At 56.7% G+C, this 19,418-nt stretch carries 16 protein-coding genes and 1 pseudogene; 9 read left to right on the top strand and 8 right to left on the bottom strand.

The features are described 5' to 3' along the window. The first annotated feature begins 122 nt into the window (after positions 1–122). The gene (locus GWE18_RS07965) at positions 123–1,370 is read left to right on the top strand and encodes a polysaccharide biosynthesis/export family protein (RefSeq protein ID WP_275185227.1); all 1,248 of its coding nucleotides are present in this window, start codon (positions 123–125) and stop codon (positions 1,368–1,370) included. A 13-nt stretch (positions 1,371–1,383) separates the two neighbouring features. On the opposite strand, the pseudogene GWE18_RS07960 reads toward GWE18_RS07965, so the two are convergent. Next, a pseudogene (locus tag GWE18_RS07960) lies at positions 1,384–2,039 on the bottom strand (IS5 family transposase). Positions 2,040–2,634: 595 nt separating this feature from the next. Here GWE18_RS07960 and GWE18_RS07955 point away from each other — a divergent pair. Next, entirely contained in the window at positions 2,635–4,113 is a 1,479-nt protein-coding gene (locus tag GWE18_RS07955) for an undecaprenyl-phosphate glucose phosphotransferase (RefSeq protein ID WP_275185226.1), read from the top strand. Positions 4,114–4,527: 414 nt separating this feature from the next. Here GWE18_RS07955 and GWE18_RS07950 read toward each other — a convergent pair whose 3' ends face one another. After that, the gene (locus tag GWE18_RS07950) at positions 4,528–4,890 is read right to left on the bottom strand and encodes an H-NS histone family protein (RefSeq protein WP_275185225.1); all 363 of its coding nucleotides are present in this window, start codon (positions 4,888–4,890) and stop codon (positions 4,528–4,530) included. Positions 4,891–5,654: 764 nt separating this feature from the next. On the opposite strand from GWE18_RS07950, the gene GWE18_RS07945 reads away from it, so the two are divergent. Continuing rightward, positions 5,655–6,026 (top strand): H-NS histone family protein, encoded by a 372-nt coding sequence (locus GWE18_RS07945; RefSeq protein ID WP_275185580.1) that lies wholly within the window; start codon positions 5,655–5,657, stop codon positions 6,024–6,026. A gap of 2,140 nt (positions 6,027–8,166) precedes the next feature. Here the strand turns inward: GWE18_RS07945 and GWE18_RS07940 are convergent. Then, the gene (locus GWE18_RS07940) at positions 8,167–8,580 is read right to left on the bottom strand and encodes a hypothetical protein (protein ID WP_275185224.1); all 414 of its coding nucleotides are present in this window, start codon (positions 8,578–8,580) and stop codon (positions 8,167–8,169) included. Between the two features lie 696 nt (positions 8,581–9,276). Here GWE18_RS07940 and GWE18_RS07935 point away from each other — a divergent pair. The 5 genes from GWE18_RS07935 to GWE18_RS07915 all read left to right on the top strand — a co-directional run bounded on the left by GWE18_RS07935 (position 9,277) and on the right by GWE18_RS07915 (position 14,548). Beyond that, the gene (locus tag GWE18_RS07935) at positions 9,277–9,498 is read left to right on the top strand and encodes a PilZ domain-containing protein (RefSeq protein WP_275185223.1); all 222 of its coding nucleotides are present in this window, start codon (positions 9,277–9,279) and stop codon (positions 9,496–9,498) included. 245 nt (positions 9,499–9,743) lie between these two features. Then, a complete protein-coding gene (locus tag GWE18_RS07930; RefSeq protein WP_275185222.1) occupies positions 9,744–12,305 on the top strand; it encodes a hypothetical protein in 2,562 nt (853 codons plus the stop codon). 37 nt (positions 12,306–12,342) lie between these two features. Further along, entirely contained in the window at positions 12,343–13,374 is a 1,032-nt protein-coding gene (locus GWE18_RS07925; protein ID WP_275185221.1) for a TAXI family TRAP transporter solute-binding subunit, read from the top strand. 131 nt (positions 13,375–13,505) lie between these two features. After that, on the top strand, positions 13,506–13,997 hold the full coding sequence (locus GWE18_RS07920; protein WP_275185220.1) for a hypothetical protein: 492 nt from the start codon (positions 13,506–13,508) through the stop codon (positions 13,995–13,997). 44 nt (positions 13,998–14,041) lie between these two features. Further along, positions 14,042–14,548 (top strand): DsrE family protein, encoded by a 507-nt coding sequence (locus tag GWE18_RS07915; protein ID WP_275185219.1) that lies wholly within the window; start codon positions 14,042–14,044, stop codon positions 14,546–14,548. Between the two features lie 376 nt (positions 14,549–14,924). Here the strand turns inward: GWE18_RS07915 and GWE18_RS07910 are convergent, their stop codons facing one another. The 3 genes from GWE18_RS07910 to GWE18_RS07900 form a co-directional block, all read right to left on the bottom strand. Continuing rightward, on the bottom strand, positions 14,925–15,254 hold the full coding sequence (locus tag GWE18_RS07910; protein WP_275185218.1) for a hypothetical protein: 330 nt from the start codon (positions 15,252–15,254) through the stop codon (positions 14,925–14,927). Between the two features lie 181 nt (positions 15,255–15,435). Continuing rightward, positions 15,436–15,828: a hypothetical protein gene (locus GWE18_RS07905; RefSeq protein ID WP_275185217.1), complete on the bottom strand. Its 393-nt coding sequence runs from the start codon at positions 15,826–15,828 to the stop codon at positions 15,436–15,438. 287 nt (positions 15,829–16,115) lie between these two features. Further along, positions 16,116–16,310, bottom strand: coding sequence for a hypothetical protein (locus tag GWE18_RS07900; RefSeq protein ID WP_275185216.1), 195 nt, complete (start codon positions 16,308–16,310; stop codon positions 16,116–16,118). 349 nt (positions 16,311–16,659) lie between these two features. On the opposite strand from GWE18_RS07900, the gene GWE18_RS07895 reads away from it, so the two are divergent. Then, positions 16,660–16,830, top strand: a complete 171-nt coding sequence (locus GWE18_RS07895) for a hypothetical protein (protein WP_156908533.1) — start codon at positions 16,660–16,662, stop codon at positions 16,828–16,830. A 228-nt stretch (positions 16,831–17,058) separates the two neighbouring features. On the opposite strand, the gene GWE18_RS07890 is transcribed toward GWE18_RS07895, so the two are convergent. Further along, entirely contained in the window at positions 17,059–17,457 is a 399-nt protein-coding gene (locus GWE18_RS07890) for a hypothetical protein (protein WP_275185214.1), read from the bottom strand. Between the two features lie 394 nt (positions 17,458–17,851). Further along, entirely contained in the window at positions 17,852–18,283 is a 432-nt protein-coding gene (locus GWE18_RS07885) for an NUDIX domain-containing protein (RefSeq protein WP_275185213.1), read from the bottom strand. Between the last annotated feature and the right edge of the window lie 1,135 nt (positions 18,284–19,418).

The raw sequence follows: 19,418 nt of genomic DNA, 5'->3' as shown, positions 1-19,418 counted from the left end.
CGCACTGTTGCAGGCCCGCAACACACGGGGACTGCTTTTCAGTTAGATAGACGAACAGGCTGGTCCGAGTCGCCCGGCAGTGCCAACGTGCCCGCCATTGGTCTCAGTTGATAGTTGGGGGAATGGTTCTGATCCGGACACTGCAAATCGGGGCAAGAATCGCGGTCGGCATTATGACCCTATTCTGTGCCGGATGTATCATCACGCCCGGTAGCGGCCCCTTGGGCGCAGACGTCCAGAGGGCCAAGGAAGGCAGCGAGCCGGCCGCCCTCCCCTACGCGCTGGTCAAGTTGACCCCGGAAGTCGTCAACATTCTTGGCCAACACATACCCAGGCTATCCACGGCGTTTGCCGCTCAAACCCCGCCGAAGGCATTTCGCTTCGGGATCGGCGACATCGTCAGTGTCACTATTTTTGAGGCCGCAGCCGGCGGTCTTTTCACGTCCGAAGCGGGCGTTCGCGCTGGCAACTTTGTCACCATTCCCAACCAAGCGGTCGACGAACAAGGCAATATCTCGGTTCCATACGCGGGTTCTATTCGGGCCAAGGGCCGCACGCCCTTCGAGATTAGCCAGGAGATCACGGACAAACTCAAGGCTCGCGCCCTTGAACCGCAAGTCGTGGTCAACCTCGCAACGCAGAACACTTCCTTGATCACCGTCCTAGGGGACGTCCGAAACGCCGGCCGCTTTCCAGCCAGTCCCTCTGGCGAACGCGTCCTTGATGCGATCGCACGTGCAGGAGGCCCATCCGCGCAAGGCTACGACACGTGGGTCTCACTTAAACGGATGGGGCATCGTGCGAGCGTGCCATTTGGCGCGCTGATGTATGAGCCTGCCAATGACATTTATGTGCTCCCCAACGATGTCATCTACCTATTCAACATGCCGCAGACCTTCGTCGCGTTTGGCGCCGGTGGAACCCAAGGCCAATTCAAGTTCGACGCGTGGCGCCTGTCGCTGGCAGAGGCAATCGGAAGACAAGGTGGGCTGAACGACGCTCAAGCCGATCCTGCGGCGGTGTATCTCTACCGCGGCGAAACGCGGGCGGTGGCCAAAGAGATCGGCGTCGACGTCAGGCCTTTTCAGGGCGACATCATTCCGATCATTTTTCACGTAAACCTTCGGGATCCCTCGGGCTATTTCCTGGCCCAGTCCTTCGCCATGCGGAACAAGGACGTCATTTACACATCTAACTCAGTTAGCGTGGAAACCACCAAGTTCCTGGTCTTCCTGAGAACCATCATGGCGACCGTGAACGATCCGATTATCTACGCAACCAACTTCTTTGCTCTCAAAGCTGCTGCTTCGGGCACCGGAACGACGACGATTATCACAACGCCGCCGCCGATTACGACTACGACTCCCTAGGTGGTGTGGACACTTACCGCATCCATAAGATGATGGCTGCGAGAGTGACGACGGCACGGTAGTTTCGGGCGGTCTTTTCGAAGCGGGTTGCGACGCGGCGGAATTGCTTGAATTTTGAGAAGCAGCATTCCACGAGATGGCGCTGGGCATAGAGATGCTTGTCGAGCGGATATTTGAGCGCGCGTGACGGGTTGTTGGGGATGACGGCGAGCGCGCCTTTGGCCGCGATGGCCTGGCGCAAGTGATCGGCGTCATAGGCCGTGTCGGCCATGACGACTTCGGCGGCCAATCCCTCGATCAATGCGGCGGGTTGCGGTGCATCGCCCTTCTGACCTGCAGTAAGGATGAACCGCACGGGACATCCCAAGCCTCGAACGGCCAGATGTATCTTGGTGCTCAGGCCACCGCGCGAGCGGCCGAGCGCCTGATCTTCAGACCCCCTTTTTTGGCCCCGGCAGCGTGCTGGTGGGCTCGGACGATGGTGGAATCGACGATCAGATATTCGAAATCCGGATCATCGGATATCTCCTCAAAGATGCGCCACCAAACACCCTTGACGCTCCATCTACTGAAGCGACGGAATACACTGTTCCATTCCCCGAACGCTTCCGGAAGATCACGCCAGGGAGAGCCCGTACGCACGATCCACAGCACACCTTCGACAAACATCCGATTGTCGCGGCCCGTCGAACCCTTCTAGTCGGGTCGGCCGATGATCAGCGGCGCCATCCGCTCCCACGCCGCGTCGCTTAAAACCAACCGGTCCATCACACCCAAGACTGCCTCCCAAAAGCAGCCTTGAATCTGATTTGCTCCTAAAAGGGAATCCTTAGAGTCCACACCACCTAGAGCATGATCCGGAAACGTGGGTAGCGATTCTATGAAAGAATCGCTCAACCACGATTCCGAAGCATCACGCTTTAGTCTGTCTCCTCCCGGCGGAATCAGAGCATCGATACGGCTGCGAACCTGGACCGCGGCAACGGTCGGCAGTGATCGCCGTGATCTGCTGCCGCCTTGGTGCGCATCAACAATCATCCCAATCGCCCATAGCCTTGTGATGGCACCGGGGCCGGCCTGTCCAGGCGCCGCGCTACGCGGCTGCCACGTGGATCAGCCCGTGTGCAACTGGCGCCGAAATAATCCATCTCAAGAAATAATCCAACTTATTTAATTCGTCGTCGTTTTTGCTTGATTTATTTAAACCATTAATAATAAATTAATCCCACTTGCAAAAAAAGCCGCGAACGACATTGGTTCTGGCATGAACTTTATTAACCGACATATTGCGGCCAGCCTCCACGAGGGAATTGCCCTCGAAGAATACAGCTCTCCGTTGGCCGCCCAACGGAAATGGCCAGTTCGGTATGGATCCATCGAGTTGGTTGCGATCTGCGCCGATCTCGCCACCATCGTTCTCGCAAGCATCATCTCAGTTTTCTTGTGCCGGCTCTACAGTAGTGGGGCAGCGGCAGGCCTCGCAAATGCGATCGGCTCGGCCATCGTCGTATCGGCGATGTTTGTGTCGTTGCTGAAGATGCGGGGTATGTACAGGCCAAGCGAACTGCTGGTCCTGCGCAATCAGATCCGCGCCGTTTGCGGCGCTTGGCTATACGCATTTATCCTTCTGGCGGCTATGGCCGGCTTGCTCAACTTCGGTGACGACTTCTCTCGCGGCGCCGGAATAGCCTTTGCGCTTACCAGTCTTGCGTTACTTTTTGTCGGACGAACTCTCATGAAGAGCTTGCTCATGAGGGGTCTCAGTGGAAGAAAGTTTGCCGGCGGCAATATCATTCTGATTTCTGATCAACCACAGTCTAGTGATGTGGGACTTTTGCCAACGCTGAGCATGCTCGGATTTTGTGTGACCCAGCATTTCAGGTTGCCTTCGCCTCGTTTCGGTTCTGATCACCGCAAGCGGCTTAGCGCTCGCGTAATTGAAAATGCTCGCGGCTCAAATGTCGAGGAAATCATCGTTGAGGCAGATCCAAACCAGTGGTCGGAATTGCGTGCATTTGTCGCCGAACTGCGGGTTCTACCGACTCCTGTCTCCTTTGTACCCGTCGGCGCGCTTTCGGAGATGTTCAGGCGACCCACGCGGGACCTTGGCAGCACCGTATGCGTGGAAATCCAGCGAGGGCCACTTACATTCCTTGAGCGAGCCATCAAGCGGTTTACGGATTTGGTCGGCGCCGGACTTGCCCTGGTTATTCTGTCGCCGCTGCTTGCTGTAGTTGCATTAGCGATCAAGCTGGACTCGTCTGGTCCGGTCCTTTTCAGGCAGCAACGCTGTGGCTTCAACGGTCGGAGTTTCTCAATCTACAAGTTCCGCACCATGCGCGTGCTGGAGGACGGGCCATCGGTCATCCAGGCCCGGCCGGTCGATAGCCGTGTGACTCGCGTTGGAAAATGGCTGCGTCGGACGAGCATCGATGAGTTACCGCAGCTGATCAATGTGCTTTACGGAAGCATGTCACTTGTCGGGCCGCGGCCGCACGCCATCTCTCAAGACGGCCAGTTTGACAAGGTTGTCCGCAATTATGCCTTCCGGCGGCGCGTGAAGCCGGGGTTGACGGGTTGGGCCCAGATACACGGGTGTCGAGGACCCACACCCACCGCCGCCTCTATTGAAGGGCGGGTTGAGTACGACCTTTGGTACATCGACAACTGGAGCGTTCGATTGGATCTGGCTATCCTGGTCCAGACACCGATTGAGGTGCTGCGCGGTCGCAACGCGTACTAGGCGCTAAAATTGGCCTGACAGTCGAGCAGATTGATCCGAGCTGATTCAAGGCGCTCTCAGTGAGGCGGCACCTTGCGAATCAACATAGCCGGCGTAGCGCCAACTCAAGCCCGGGAATTACGCGTCAGTATTGTTTCTGTTGGACCAGAGCGTCAGCTATGTGCGCCAGTAGCGCCTGTTCGTCCGTTTGGATCGTTTGGCGAACGCTTTGAGTGCGCGACGCCTTCTTTTCGCCTTGTGGAAGGCCGGGCACCAGCCCATTCAGCTCATTCTCGATTTCTGTCCAATCCCGATTGGTCACCGCTTGCCTCTGCCGCGCATCGATAATGCCTGACGGCAAGTTATCTCAGTTCGCCAGCCGCGCCTCCAACCCGTTAATTTTGTGGTTAATAATAGAATACCCCGTCGACCAGCTCACGCTCGCTGACGAGCCTTCGTGCCAGCCTCGCCAATCCGGAACTCTTCGATCTTGCGTCCCGACTTGACTGCTGCAACCAGCCACCTCGGCCGCTTGCCGCGGCCGGACCAGGTTTCGGAGGTCTGAGGATTCCGATACTTTGGCAACACCCGGGGATATTTGCGGCGGGGCTTACCCTCCGGTTGCAAACTTCCCGAATCGCCTGCGATGATTGTACCGCGACTAAGCACCGCCAGGCGCTTTTCGAGTTCGCCTTTTTCGGCCCTGATCCGCGCTGACAGAATCCCGCTGATCTCTCCGTGAAGCGCCCACAGCTCATCCAGAGACCAGGACTCAAAATCGATCTTTTTTGGAGCCATGCCGCCGCTCTTGGTTCGCCTCGGAACATAATGCTTAGAACATAATGCGATGTCACACCCCCGAATGACAATCAAGGGGGATCACAAGAGTTCCACGGGAAAATGATTAATTCGGCGGTCTTTGCGCTTGTTTTGACACAGAAACCTAGCCGCGCGAAAATTCCCAGCCTGCCCCTTTGAACTGCACCAATCAAAGAGCTGCAGTTAAGGACGAGGAGTTCGCCAGCCGTGGTCCTGGCGCGCGTCAAGGCTCGATCGCCCCCGCCGGTGCTGCGTTTTCCTGCGCTGCCCCTTGCCTCTGTGGCGAAAGAAAAGCGACAGCCGGCATCTGATGACTTCGATATCCTTCAGGACACGCTGCCTAAGTTCAATCTGGTGTCTAAGTTGGCTAACATCACTCGATGCGGCGGACGGTACCATGCAGCGGCCAACCGCATCTTGAAGGCGAGAAAGGGAGGAACCGATAGAATCCATTTGAAAATCCATTTGGGCACCTACGCAAAAACTCTAAGCAACGACCCTACCCCAATCAATTCATAGCAGCGTGTCACCCTCCTTTTCCGACGCCCACTGGCTCTGCTCAAAACCCTAAATACGCCCTTGCTTTTAATTGAATTAAATTATTAAATTTACAATCAAATAATGTTTAAAAGCCTAAATCTATCGATTCAAACTTCGCACGTATTTGGCGTCATCGCCAGCGATATTTCGAGGATTGGATGCTTCCGGAAAAACCGCAATCTGTTAGCCTTAACGGACCCGCAATGCGCAGGACAGACTTGGAGGCAATGGATTTTGACGAGCTTTGGCTCTTGCATGAGCAGCTCACCAAACTCCTGTCTGAAAAGATCACGGCGGAAAAACTTCAACTGGAGCGGCGTCTAGCGCAGTTGAGCCGCGTAGAGCAGATGCGCGACACTGAGGGCGCGCCCGCCAGCCGTCCTCGGCGCAGATATCCAAAAGTCGAGCCAAAATACTGGAACCCCTCCCAGCCGACGCAAAAGTGGTCTGGACGCGGAAAGCAGCCGAGATGGCTGGTCGCCGCCTTAAGCGCCGGGCGGAAGTTGGAAGACTTTGTAATAGACAAAAGCGTCAATCATGCAGACGACGATAATCACAACGACGAGACCTCCTGAAGCGGGTCGCGGTCAACGCATTTCATCTGCATAGGAATTTGGCCCTCTGCACGCGTGTACTCGAGGTAGGCCACTAGATTGCTGCGAATACCTGCGACCTCCCCAAGCAATATCCCGCAAAGTTCCATACGTGACGTGAGGTCCACCGGTGTTGCGTTTGCCCTGGTCACAACGCGAAGCTGTTTGTGGGCGCGCTTTATTGTTTTGAACGAATCCTGAAGAGCTCTATTGTAGGCTTTGCTTGTAACACCGTTACCCATCGGATCCCCCTCTGCCAGGAAAGCAAGGATTTCCCAGAATGTTAAACGACGGTGGCGGGAGGCAGGTTCAATGTTTAGAGAATTTTACGCGTTGCAATGAACAGGCCGCCGGGCAGGAGCCGGACGATGATTTGCTCGATACTACAGTGGCTGGTCGGCTCCCGCCCCTGCCCAGGGGACCCAGCGGCAGCATTTCACGGTAGCTCGAGCCTCAGCATGGAATTGGTGGGAATCGGACACCGGAGAGAACCTTCCCCTGCTGATCGGGCTGGGGCATGTTCACACTTGAGGTTAGCTTCGGGAACACAAACAAGGGGGACCGTAATGTCGACTGCACCTCGAATTCTCATTTGGTCGGTCGCCGTGACCGCAATTCTTGCTATTTCCACAAGCTCCATAGAAGCGGCAGATTGGACCGTCCAGCCGGCTTCGACTGCAGGAGCGGTTGTTGGCGCGCACCGCTGGAATGCAAGACCGTTGCGTTCAGTCGGACTTCGCCATGCTCGGTGCGAGCTAGTAGAAGGCGTGCGGGGTGCCACCCCCCTGACCGTGCCATTTTTCGGTTCCGGCTGGTATCCTGGACCTGCGCACTACGGACCTTGCCGGCGCTGTCGAGCGGATGCGGTCATTTCAGTCAGGTACTAGACGGCTAGAGGCTGGACAGGATGAAATCTGCTGGCCGTAGCGCCTCGTTCAAGGGTTGACCAGAAACAACACGTCGCCGTCACTAGGTAGCATCGGTGATCATCAATGCCTGGTTTGCGTCCTAGCGTTTGCTGCCTTTCCTGAGATCCTCTGCACGACCACGACTTCTGTTCATCGTTCGGACGCGCTCATATTGCGAATCCGTTTGAGGGCTGAACTACTACGAGAGCTGGAGGTCGTGACTATCGACTGCGCTCAGCTTGATTGTCAGTGAGTTGCCCACATCAGCCAAATGACGAAGTCTGGCCTACCTGCGTTACATGAGCAAGAACGCTCTTAATACCATCGAAGACGCTCTTGCTGAACTGAATCACAACGCGGGACCGTCCGAATGTACCGAATGATGTCATTCCCGAAATTCGACGAATGCGAAATCGCGCTCGCCATCGTCTTCAACACGGGGCCAGCTCGGCGCGCTCGGCGTTCGTCCACCGCAGGATGCTCACTCGTCATCCAGATTACCTGTTGTCCGCCGCATGGCGACGTCCAATGCTCCAATCGCCAAAGCTCTCGCGCCTGCCATTGCCGGTCTCTCCCTTAAGTCGCCGGGCACATGGAGCGCCCCTACAGAAGAATCTTGGTGCAGGTCGGCGTCCTCGTTCGAATTCGTGGAGAAGCTCGAAAAAGTCAGTGAAGCCGCATTCCAGGATTAACCTCAGCGACAGACATAACATGCGAGTTTCGTTGCGGCCGATTTGCTAGATACAAATATGGTTGCAAGTCGCGCGAATTTGCAAACCTTTGCGCCAGGCTCCGTTATCGCAAGATTGGCGCCTAATTTGATTACCCGAAGACCGCGAATGCGCGGTCCGCGACGGCGACTTGCCGGTAGCTCGCGACACGGCAGGGGCACATGGCAAATTTGTCGTACTGGCTGCTGATTGTAACGTGTTTCTGGTTCGGCTTTCACGACTATCCGGTTTTGGACAATCTTGTTACTGGGAGTGATAGCAGCAGTCGCCTACCTCATCGACAGGCAAGATACATTGAAATCGGGACGAAGGAGTGGGACGCTGCCTATCACCCATAATAGTCGCAGCAAGGGTGCCGCCAGCAGCCATTTTGTTTGCAATTGGCTGGCTTGCTGGTCGAGCACCCTCGCAAATCTTAGAATAAGCCAGCTTTCACCAACGCTAGCGCGGTCTAGAACCGGCGTCATTCTCGTCGAACCATTCCTAGGTCGCTCCACTATCCTTCGCGTGGGAGGTATTGTGTCCAAAGTCGAAATCGGGAAACCTTGTGACTAGCGCAGTCTTCAGGAACTGGATATGCCTGATAGTCGCTTCCAGTTCGTTCAACCGCCTCTGCCCTTCTGCTATCTCGCGGCCGAGCAAATTCTGATAATGGCTATCCTCGGGATCTCTCGTCAGATACTCATCGGAATCATTGCCCAAGGTTACTGCCGATCGCGCTAGCGCGTCATCGATACGCGCTTTCAGGCCAGCCTGCTCAGCTTTCGCGCCCTCCAGCGCATCCTCTATCGACCGAAAAATGGATGTAGCGCGGGCACGGTCAGTTTCGGTATCTCGGCTGGCCGATCGCGCCTTGAAATTGACGGCGGTGTGCGCCTTTAGAAATCGCTGAAACATCTTCGAGCTTCTCCAGGATGGCTGGTCGAGATAGATGCTGAGTCGTCACAGCCAAGTTATCACGAAATGCAACCGTTCGGCGCAAGATCGCTTTCGTGCGAATGATGCCGGTCTGTGGGCAGGGTCGAGGCTCCCCAGTTGATCATCCAAGCAATCGCCCGCGCATGGGGCAGCCCATCGCTGCCCGATTGGAACTGTGTTGATGCCGCACCAATGCCGATCTCTGATCAGCAAACTCCGAAACCGCCCGAACGAGATCAAACGGTGAAACGAGTTGTGCTCGCCGGAATGAACCCTGAAAGGCCACCAATCTGAGGGCGCAAAGCTTCGCGTCGTAAGTCATCCTCCAGCAATCTGCATTGGGGCCCTCTCAACACAATCGACTCGATGCAACCCGCGACACCTATCTTTCCGCTGCTTGCAGGTTTCTGGGCATGTCCGCCCAAGTTGACGGTCGCCAATAAATGCCTAATACAATTTAACTGCGTTAAAAAAATAACTTGTGGTAATTTAAAATGGCCTTGGGAGGAGGTACGCCGACTTGAGGGGCTCATTCCATAGTCGCCATTGAAGGTGAAGCCGGAGGCATCCGGTCAAATTCGATCATGGGTCCCGTTTAGCCGAACGCGCGCATCTGTCGCCATCGGAATAGTGAGGAGGAGTTGCGCGCGTCGAACTGATTGCGTGGAGGAAATGATGGTTGAGAAGCACCCTGCAAGGCTGGGCTCAATCAGCTTCGGCCGTTCGAAAACTATTTGCACAATTCGTAGTATTTCTGCTTTCGGCGCCGCGCTTGATGTCGCTGCAGATGAACAAGTCCCCAACGAGTTTGCACTGACCGTCATTCCCGACGGTGACCCGCGGCGCTGCGCGGTCGTTTGGCGCAAAGAGAAACGCATCGCTGTCGCGTTCTATTGACTTGGCCGCAAGGGAAATCGGCAGGGCAGCCCCTCCCGGAGCGATGCGCCGCCGCATCCTTCAGCCTGTGAGTGATCCTCGAAAACACCACACGCGAAGAGAGCAGCCGAACGCCAGAAAATGGGGGCTTCTATTATTAATTTGATTTAATTGTTGTTTAATAATATAAATATGCATTGAGCTTAATACGTGCTTGCGAAGTGAAATGTGAAGTGACCTATAACCCTGTTTAAAAGGCGTCACATTTGCGCCAACCCATTGAAACCGCTCCGAGGGACGGAAAGGAAATCTGGGTCGAGGATGATCAATCGGCTTATGACGTCGCGCATTGGTCGTCTGAGACGAAGCAATGGGTCTGGAAGAACGGCAGACCAATCAGGATCACACCGACACATTGGTCTCCAATAGCCGAGCCTCAGTATCAGGAAGACGATCAGTCGAGCGGCCCCCTTTGGAACGATCGCGTGCGCCGATGGTTTATCGCTGCAACTCTGGTTGCATCTGCATTGCTCGGCGTGCATTTCCGCACGGAGCTGGTCGCTTTTGCGACGCGATACCTTGATCTGCCAGACATTGCCGATCTCGATGGCAAGGTGGAGTTGTCGAGCAAGCCGTACGACGAAACTGCGCGACGCCGCCAAGCGGACATCATGGTGGAGGAACTGCGGCGGACCCTTCAACAGGAACAGGCAGGTGCCAACGCACTCGCAGACGAGCTTTTGGAAGCTCGCCGCGAGATCGAAACGCAAGCCATGCAATTGCAGAAGGCCGTCGATGAAGCTCGGCAGCAGAAGCAGACGGCAGAGGCCGCCGCTTCCCAATTACAAGAATCCCTGCGGCAGGAGCAAAAGAAGACCGCCGCCCTCACCCAGGAGATCGGTATAGCGCGCCAGGCGATGACGGCAAGCGCCGAGCAACGCCACGCACTCGACGAGGCGCAGGCGCGTGCCGCGGCACTTGAGACCAACCTTGCCAAGACACGGCGCGAGATCGAAACGCAGGCCGCACAGTCGCAAAAGGCGGTCGATGAAGCTGTACAGCAGAAGCGGGCCGCGGAAGCCATCACTGCCGGGCTGCAGGAATCCGTGCGGCAGGAGCAAAAGAAAACGGCCGCTCTCACCAAGGAGGTCGACGCTGCGCGTCAGGCGATGAAGGCAACAGCCGAACAACAACGCCGCGCGTTCGACGAAGCACAGGTGCGTGCAGCAACACTCTGGAGCCAGCTTGCTGGAGCGCAGCACGATATCGAAACGCAGGCCGTGCAGTCGAAAACGGCTATTGATGAAGCCGTGCAGCAGAAGCGGGCGGCCGAGGCCGCCGCTGCCGAATTGCGAGAATCCTTGCAGCAGGAGCAAAGCAAGACTGCCGCTCTTACGCAGGAGCTCGACGCCGCGCGCCAAGCGATGGCGGCAACCGCCGAGCAACAACGTCGCGCGCTCGACGCGGCACAGGCGCGCGCTACGGCCCTCGCCAGCGAGCTCGTTGGAACGCGTCGCGAGATCGAGACACAATCGCAAGTAACGGACGAACCGGATACGCAACAAAGACGGACGGCGGAGGCGACTATCGAAGAACTGAGAGAGTCCCTACGGCAGGCGCAAAAGAAGACCGCCGCGCTCACCCCGGAGGTCGACGCTGCGCGCCTGGCGATGGCGGCAACCGCCGAGCAACAACATCGCGCGCTCGACGAGGCACAGGCGCGCGCTGCGGCCCTCACCAGCGAGCTCGCTGGAACGCGTCGCGAGATCGATACACAGGTCTCGCCATCGCGAGTGACGGACGAACCGGATACGCAACAAAGACGGACGGCGGAGGCGACTATCGAAGAACTGAGAGAATCCCTACGGCAGGAGCAAGAGAAGACTGCCGCGCTCACCCAGGAGGTCGACGCTGCGCGCCTGGCGATGACAGCAACCGCCGAGCAACAACGCCGCGCGCTCGACGAGGCACAGGCGCGCGCTGCGGCCCTCGCGGTCGAGCTTGCTGGAGCGCCTCGCGAGATCGAGATGCAGGCCGCGCAAGCACAAAGAGCGATCGATGACGCCTTGCAGCAGAAACAGGCGGCAGAGGTTACCATTGCCAAATTGCAAGACTCTCTGCAGCAGGAGCAAGAGAAGATCGGCGGCCTCATCCAGGAGGTCGGCGCGGCGCGCCAGGCGATGACGGCGAGCGCGGAGCAGCAACGCCGCGCGCTCGACGAGGCGCAGGCGCGTGCCGCAACACTCGCGAGCGAGCTTGATGGAACGCGTCGTGAGATAAAAACTCAATCTGTGCGATCGAAAACGGCGGAGGATGCCGTCGCGCGACAAAGACAAGCGTCGGAACGCACCATCGCGGAACTGCGGCAATCGCTGCAGCAGGAGCGCAACAAGATCGGAGCAATGGCACGCGATCTTACGCCCGCGCGGCGCCCCGCGGACCAGCGCGAGCCCCTCGGGCGCGCGCAAGACAGTCCGATCAACCCGGTCGTCCGGACGACGCCGACTGCAGACGCGGCCGTAGCGAAACAGCCGATGGCCTTCGATGCGCATGGCAAGGTAGAGGCAGCACGATTGATCGCTCGCGCCAGTGCGCTGCTCAGTCAAGGCAATATCGGCGCGGCGCGTATCGTACTCGAGCGCGCCGTCGAGAGCGGCGACGCCCATGCAAGTTTCATGCTCGCACAGACATATGATCCTGTCGTTTTGTCCGCATGGGGCACCTATGGAACGCGTGGCGAGTCGGCGAAAGCACGCGAACTCTACGCGAAGGCGCACAGCGGCGGCATTCGAGAAGCGAAGGAGCGCCTCGACGCATTGCGTGAGTGAGGGGATCAGACCCGCACAAGGAAAAGTGGAGATTGAGATGAACACGCAGCCGAAGCCATGGTCGTTTTTGCTCCTCGCGGCGATGGCGCCTGTTACCTGGATGCTTCAATCGGTTGACGCGTACGCGCAGCCGGCGAAGAGCGAAGCGCCAGTCATCAGCCGCGCCTCTGCGCATGACCAAAGAGAAAAGATCAACGCCTGGACTGTCGGCCTCGCCGGCGGCTTGCTGGAGGGCGCGCCCATTCGCCTAGCGGCAGAGATGGCCCGAATCGTCGATGACGGTCCGAATCTACATGTTCTGCCGATCGTCACTCGGGGCGCCACCGAAAATGTGAATTCGCTGCTCTACCTGCGTGGCGTCGACACCGCGATCATCAATTCCGACGCGCTCGAAGAATACAAAATCCAGATACCGCAGATCCGAAGCCGCATAACCTATCTCCTCAACCTGTTCCCGTCGGAGCTGCATATCTTCGTGCGACCTGAAATCACAACCTTGCAAGACCTCGCCGGCAAGAAAGTGAATTTCAACACCCAGGGCACGGCCGCTGCCTATTCAGGACCGCTGATCTTCAGCCGTCTAGGCATCAATGTCGAAAAGACCTTCATTCCGCACCCGATCGCTCTGGAGCAGATGCGTAAAGGCGAGATTGCCGCTGTCCTCTTCATCACCTCGAAACCGGTTGACGCCTTCGTGCGTAGACGCTGGGACGAAGGCTATAAATTTCTGTCCGTCAATTTCGACAGCAAGTTCGAGGATTACTACTTGCCGGCAACGCTCGAGGCGAGCGAATATCCCAACTTAATCAAGCAGGGCGAACGCATCTCAACGATTGCGGTGCCGACCGCCTTGGTTGCGTTCAACTGGTCGCGGCGATCGAACCGTTACCCGCGTGTCGCCCGTTTCGTGGATCATCTGTTCTCGCGGATCGACCGGCTGCAGGCCCCGGGATTCGATCCGAAATGGAAGTCGATCAATCTCGCCGCAACCGTCCCCGGGCTAGACCGCTTCTCGGCCGCGCAGGAATGGCTGGATCGCGCGGCGCGCAGTGCACAGGCGCGGCCGTGAAGAGAGCCGCGCTCCCGCTCGCTGTGCTGTTAGACGCAGCATACAGCATGACTTTCGCGCAAGGTGCCAGCGAAGCAATGGCGCATCTTCGCGCGTGCTCTAATGTGGAGCTTACCGCGCGGCAGGAATGTTTGGAAACAATACCGCGCAATATCACACAGGCGGCCGCGGCAGACAGTGACAACTGGCTTGTCAGCGAGACCACCTCGCCCGTGGACTATTCACCGGTCGTTGTGGCGACCACGTCGTCTCGCGGCGGCTCTGATAGCGCCACGATGCAGCTCTCGATCCACTGCCGCGGCGGCCGTACCGAACTCGTGATCACGGGACCTGCGGTCTCGCGCAGCGCCGAGGAGTACCTGATCTCCTACCGCGTCCATGACGATCTCCCAGTGCAGCTTCCCGCTGCCCGCCCGTCATTCGGAGTTGGCGCCGCCCCCAGGGGCGACGTGGTGCGCATGTTACAATCGCTCCCCGATGAGGGGGAATTCGCTGTGCGCCTTTCCTCGCGAACAGGTGTGGCGTCCGAGGGACATTTCTTGCTTGGCGGCCTGAAGACTGTCCGCGAGAAGCTGGCGACGGCATGCAAATGGCCACATGCCGTTGCCAGGCCACGCAGCTAATGGTCATCGGACAGGAAGGAACTCACATGACAAGACTTGGAAGAATGGCTGGAGCCACCGCGGCAATTGCAGCACTGCTCTTGGTCGCACCGCCGTCGGAAGCGCAGGTGAACAAGAAGCAACCTACGCAGGCGACCAAGCTCACGGCCGTTACCAAAATGACGCCCACTCAGGATGCCACGAAGCCGCACCGCCTTATTCTGCAGGTAAACAGCAACGAGCCGGCGATGATGAATCTGGCGCTTAACAATGCGAGCAACGTAGCTCAGTATTATCAGGACCTCGGCGAGAAGGTGAATATCGATATCGTCACCTTCGGTCCCGGCCTGCATATGCTGCGCGACGACACTTCGCCGGTCAAAGCGAGGATCAAGGCGCTCTCGGAAAGCCAGCCTTCGATTTCGTTCGAGGCCTGCAGCAATACCCGCGAAAACATGGGCAGGAATGAGGGCAAGGAGATTCCGCTGATCTCGGAAGCAAAGGTCGTGAAGTCGGGCGTGGTGCGTGTGATGGAACTGCAGGAGCAGGGCTGGACCTACGTCAAGCCGTGACGCGCCCACTGCTGACAAAGAATCTGGTCCAACCAATCGTTGCGCCGAACTAAGCCCAGCGGATGCGGCAATCCCGGCGGTGCGGTCCAGTTGATGCTGCCAACGCGCCAACTTGGTTCATAGCCTGTGCTACACGGGTCTGGCGGCAGGATTCGGCCGCCTGCCGTGCCCCACGATGTCGCCGCCGAACCAAAGGATTAAACCGCTCGCGCGGTAGGACGCTGCGGCCGGCGACACAGCCAAGAGGATAGCGCAGCGGGGCGTCCTGTCTTGAGATGAGGGCGTTCGCAATCTTCACCCAAGAGCATCCCCATGACCGACGAGGCTATAGCCTTGCGCCGACCTACGCCGGGCAATGCGCCTGACTCGGCGAAGTCTAAGCAGCGTCGTTAGCCTGGCAGGTAATTGCCACAACCTCCACTCTGTCTACTTCAATCAGCATAACAAACGTGAAATCATCTGCAGCCGGCGCCAATCCAACAGCACGCTCGAAGGCGGCTACTTCTTTCTCTGTAGCCGGCCGAAGCCCGAACACAGAATCCACTGGGCAAACGGGGACGCCGTTCGAGCTGATCTCGTGCAAATCCAAACGGAACTCTGGCACCGCGCACATACCGCGTGCAAACTCGATGTCTTGCGCCTGAAGAGCAAGCGTCGGCGTTCCGTTGATATCGAGCGTGAAGATTTTGCGTTCCGGCTGCTCCAATTTTCCTAAGCCCTTAGAGACAGTCTATTAAAAAGCAGAGAATTTTGCATTGCGATCACGAATGGTCAATCTTGATCGCCAATTGAATGCAGCGTCAACAGAAATCACCCTAGGGGAGATGCAGACGGGCCGCCGAGGCCCTACCCCCGGCAGTATTCAACGCCTGCAACTCGAAAATCTTTCAACCCGTCTCCCTTAAGGGCCGGGGTTCAGGATATGCGCAGGCCTCTTTTAACAACGCATCGGTGGCTCCCTTCAAGACAGCCGCGTCATCGCCTGGCAAGTAACACGCTTCTAGATTGAACATGATAATGGTTAGTCCCAGCGCGCGCGGCCAATCACCTGCATCCGATAATTGACGTACAGTTTTTGAAGCGTGCTTCAAAACTTCCTTTCGTTCTTCGCTCGAGGCGCTCGCGTAACGCCTGCGTAGAAACTCGAAACTCGACTTTACAACACCAAAGCACGCCGATTTTGCAGCAGGATCTGCCGCATCAATCCGCGGCTTCAAGTCTTCGTATCGCTTGCGGAGGACATTGGCTCGCGCTTCGTGCCAGAGGTTCAGAAATTTCATTCCCCCTCCCGATCAGCTTCCCTCATTAACGACCAATTAGAAACGTGGAAAATGCGGCAACCATGCGGCGGAACCCCGGGATCGCCCCGGGGAATTGCCCTGATCTCGCGCGGCAAAAGCTGGCAGGCGCCCGACGATGAACTGCCCCTTCCCCCTGAATCGGATTGCCGCGTTGGAGCGCTCAGCGGTACAGGCCGTCTACGCGAAGCGATCGCCGTACGGTTCTTAAACGCCGTTCCAATTCGACGAATTAACCTCAAATATTGATTGAGAACGGGCCTCAATGCTTAGGCAATTCCCAGCCCCCGCACACCGGGTCTTTCTTGAAGAGTGGCCAGGGACTTGATGGCCGACTCTTCTTCCAAAAGACGACGTTCAATAAACTGGCGCTCAGCGTCCGTTAGCATCGTCTTCAGTAATTGCCGGTAGCGCTGCACGTTATTGCGATGCGTTCGTAATCGAACAAAACTCTCTTCAATCATGGGTCGTTACTCTCAATCGATGTATCATTAAAAGATATTTCAATGTATTTGGCTTAAAAGAGAACTCGCCCGCCTGAGCTTATCGTCGGCGAGTAAGCTGTCAATAATAAACGGAGCGGTGGGTTAAGTGGCGGCATCCTGGCGATGGTCTAGCATTTGACTTCTGACACTTACCGGCTGGGCCCACCGTGCCGCCGGCTGCAGGGCGCCTATCCAACGGACCCGCCCACCCCTCCGCCAAGCCCGCAATTTATGTTGCCCACCTTCAGATTGCTTGTATCGTCGAGACGCTTGCGTCTCGGTACCCAAAAGTTAAGCTTCTAGCTTTGAGGGTTTTGGGGGAGACGAGATGTTGCAAGGTATTAATTGGCTACTTGAAGACCCTATCGCTATTTATGTGACCGTCGGGATTGCCGTTTCAATCATACAGCACTACCGAGAGATGAAGCTGATTGAGGTGAGAGCGGCGGACCTCGCGGCCCGCATTCAAAGGCTCGAGGTACTTATGATGACCAGCTAAGCAGGCATTTGCGCCTGGTCATCACGGCACGCTCCACGCCGTCAGGTGCCAGCTCGCGGGTATTTTGCTGACCGGCGAGATCAAGGAATTTCTCTCTTTCGCCGACCTTGCTGTGATCCAACGCAACCGACGACACCCGTAGTCATAGCAGACAGCGTGCCGTTAGTTTGCCGAGAATGGTCCCAATTCGAACCCAGCGTCAGTGCTGACCAGCGGCTCGCGATGCACTCATTGATTGACCGTTTCCGTGATCTGATTGCGAACTGAGCCAATTGGATCGCGCGACCGGACCGCCTCAGGAGTACGCGCTGACACAATCGGGCGAAAAGGCAGTGTTTGAGTTCGCGCTTGGCGCTGCTCAAGTGCATCCCTTAAAACTGCGGTTACCTTACGGTCTATGAGCTCGAGGCGGTCGGCAGTTGCATTGGTTTGAAGACGAAGCTCCAGCAATTCATCGCCGATGAGCCGCCTAACCGTTACTCCCACAAGCACAGAGAACACGTAGCAGATAAATAGTGCGACTAAGATGCTACTTATGATTGTTCGGTATTCGGGAAATACGTTCCAGACCGCAGCACCCAGAATTGCGGCAGTAGTCCAGCCAGCGACTTTGAAGAATGTCTCCATTTCCAATACTCCTACAAAGAAAAGTCGAAGCTTCGTACTCAAGCTATTCATACGCTCCTGATTGCGGCGCGGGATTTCAGTTAGGCGGAACGGACTTAGGAGAGTTACGACCGTAATGAGTCGATGCCGTGGGCCACGAAAATTCCGAGACCTAGAACCAACAGAAATGCGATTACGACATCAAACATGGCGATAAGCGAAGGCTGCTTCGTCTGATCAGTCAAAAAGATTCGACTTCATAAAGAGAAGGTTTTGCCTGACTGGTGCATGAAGGCCACAATGAAGCCGGCCAAATTCGGGCTACCGTGGCGCGAAGAGGAATGCTTCCCGCTTTCCGCAATTTTGTTGGTCGCATGGTTAGGGAGGCGGCTCAAAAACACACAAAAGTGTTCCGTCAAGTATTCAGGTAGGCTTTCAATGCAAGACGTGTAGTCGGTACAAGCTTGGGCTCTATCTCGGCAAGCTCCACGGGTTCTACGATAAGGAGAGATCCTTCGGCGATGGCCAGCGCATCCACTGGAATATCGCGCACGACGAAAAGATATCCGTGGATCGTTCCTCCCTCGCTGTCGATGTCCTCACCCTCAAAGCTTCCAAGATGCTCAAAGCGATCCGCTGGGACAAAATAACCGATCTCCTCGTGTAGCTCGCGGACCATGCATTCCAAGAAAGTTTCGCCGCCCTCGCGGTGACCACCAAATAGACCAATCTTACCCGGATTGGTGATGCCGACAACATTGTCGCGCAATTGAAACAGGTAACGCCCAAAAGTATCAATAACGATCGCACCGGTAGTTTCGCGGCACCGCAACTGCTTATCCGTCATTTCGCAATCCCTTGCTACCACGCTCTTTGATCCCCTCCGATTTGCGCTCTCCCTCATACGGCACTTCCCGGTGATCAAATTATTCTGCTCGATGTCGCCTGCCCCGCCATGCATCGCAGTTTGTCGTGACCGAAAGTCGTGATGGCCTCGCAGCGACCCATGCCTTGCGACGGGCCCCCTTAGCAAACAAGACCCGCTTCGCATAGGCCGATAGCGATTTCCGCGATGATGTGACCATCAAGGATGAGCATCAATTGAGCCGCAGGCGTGATCTCGCTTACTCACCTCGCTCTATCAGATGGACGGACACGCACGCTCCACCGTTCGACAGTGCATTCATCGAGGCTTTGAGCTTCGATTTAATTTTTCGAGCAATTGCAGTACCTCGGAGCTCACCTCAATTGTGTCTGCTGCCGGCAATTGCTTCTGGGAGGGACGCGGCGCCAGCTTTTCCATCTGCGCGCGCGACGCGGCTTGCGCCAACGCGAGAGCTGATGCCTTCCTCTCTGCGATGGCTAGGAGTATGAGACCGATAGCCATAGGAAATAGGCCGATGAACTCCCAGTCGTCTATCGCAAAACATAGTACGAAACCGAGGATAAGAAGAGTTGCTCCAGCAATACGCATCCTCACCCCAATAAAATTACTCAAAACCCAGCATTTTTATTGGCGTTGGCGCGCCTCCACAAGCTTGGGCGGGTATTTGCGATCATTTGAGAACAGCCCGGCCGCCAGAAAGCGGCCGCGATCTTTTTTATCGCCACTGCGATTGCATGAATAATCTGCCAGGGCGAGCTTTTGTTTTCTTTGTGCCGCTTTGAATGCGCGTTTGGTGAAAATGTTCCGGTGAAATTGAATCGGACCGCCAAGCTACCGAACTGGAAAAAAGCTGATTTCCGCGCTGACTTCGCGCGGGCCTCTTGGACGCCGCTGCCTGTTCGGCCCTTTGGACCGCTTCTCGCAACTTCAGCAATTCGGCCATCTGAACGGCGAGCGCGTGCGTAATAATAGCTGCTGCCGTCAGTTTTTCTAATGATGGACGCGATTCTACTGTCACGGGGCAGACTCCTTAAGGAAGTATGAGCCTTACCGAATCGCGAATTACGTGTCGATCTGCTCTCACGTTTAACCCTAC

The organism is Bradyrhizobium sp. CSA112 (assembly GCF_029051645.1).
Classification (GTDB): Bacteria; Pseudomonadota; Alphaproteobacteria; order Rhizobiales; family Xanthobacteraceae; genus Bradyrhizobium.
The sequence above is the reverse complement of the archived record's forward strand: the minus strand, read 5'-3'. Positions and strand labels throughout refer to the sequence as shown.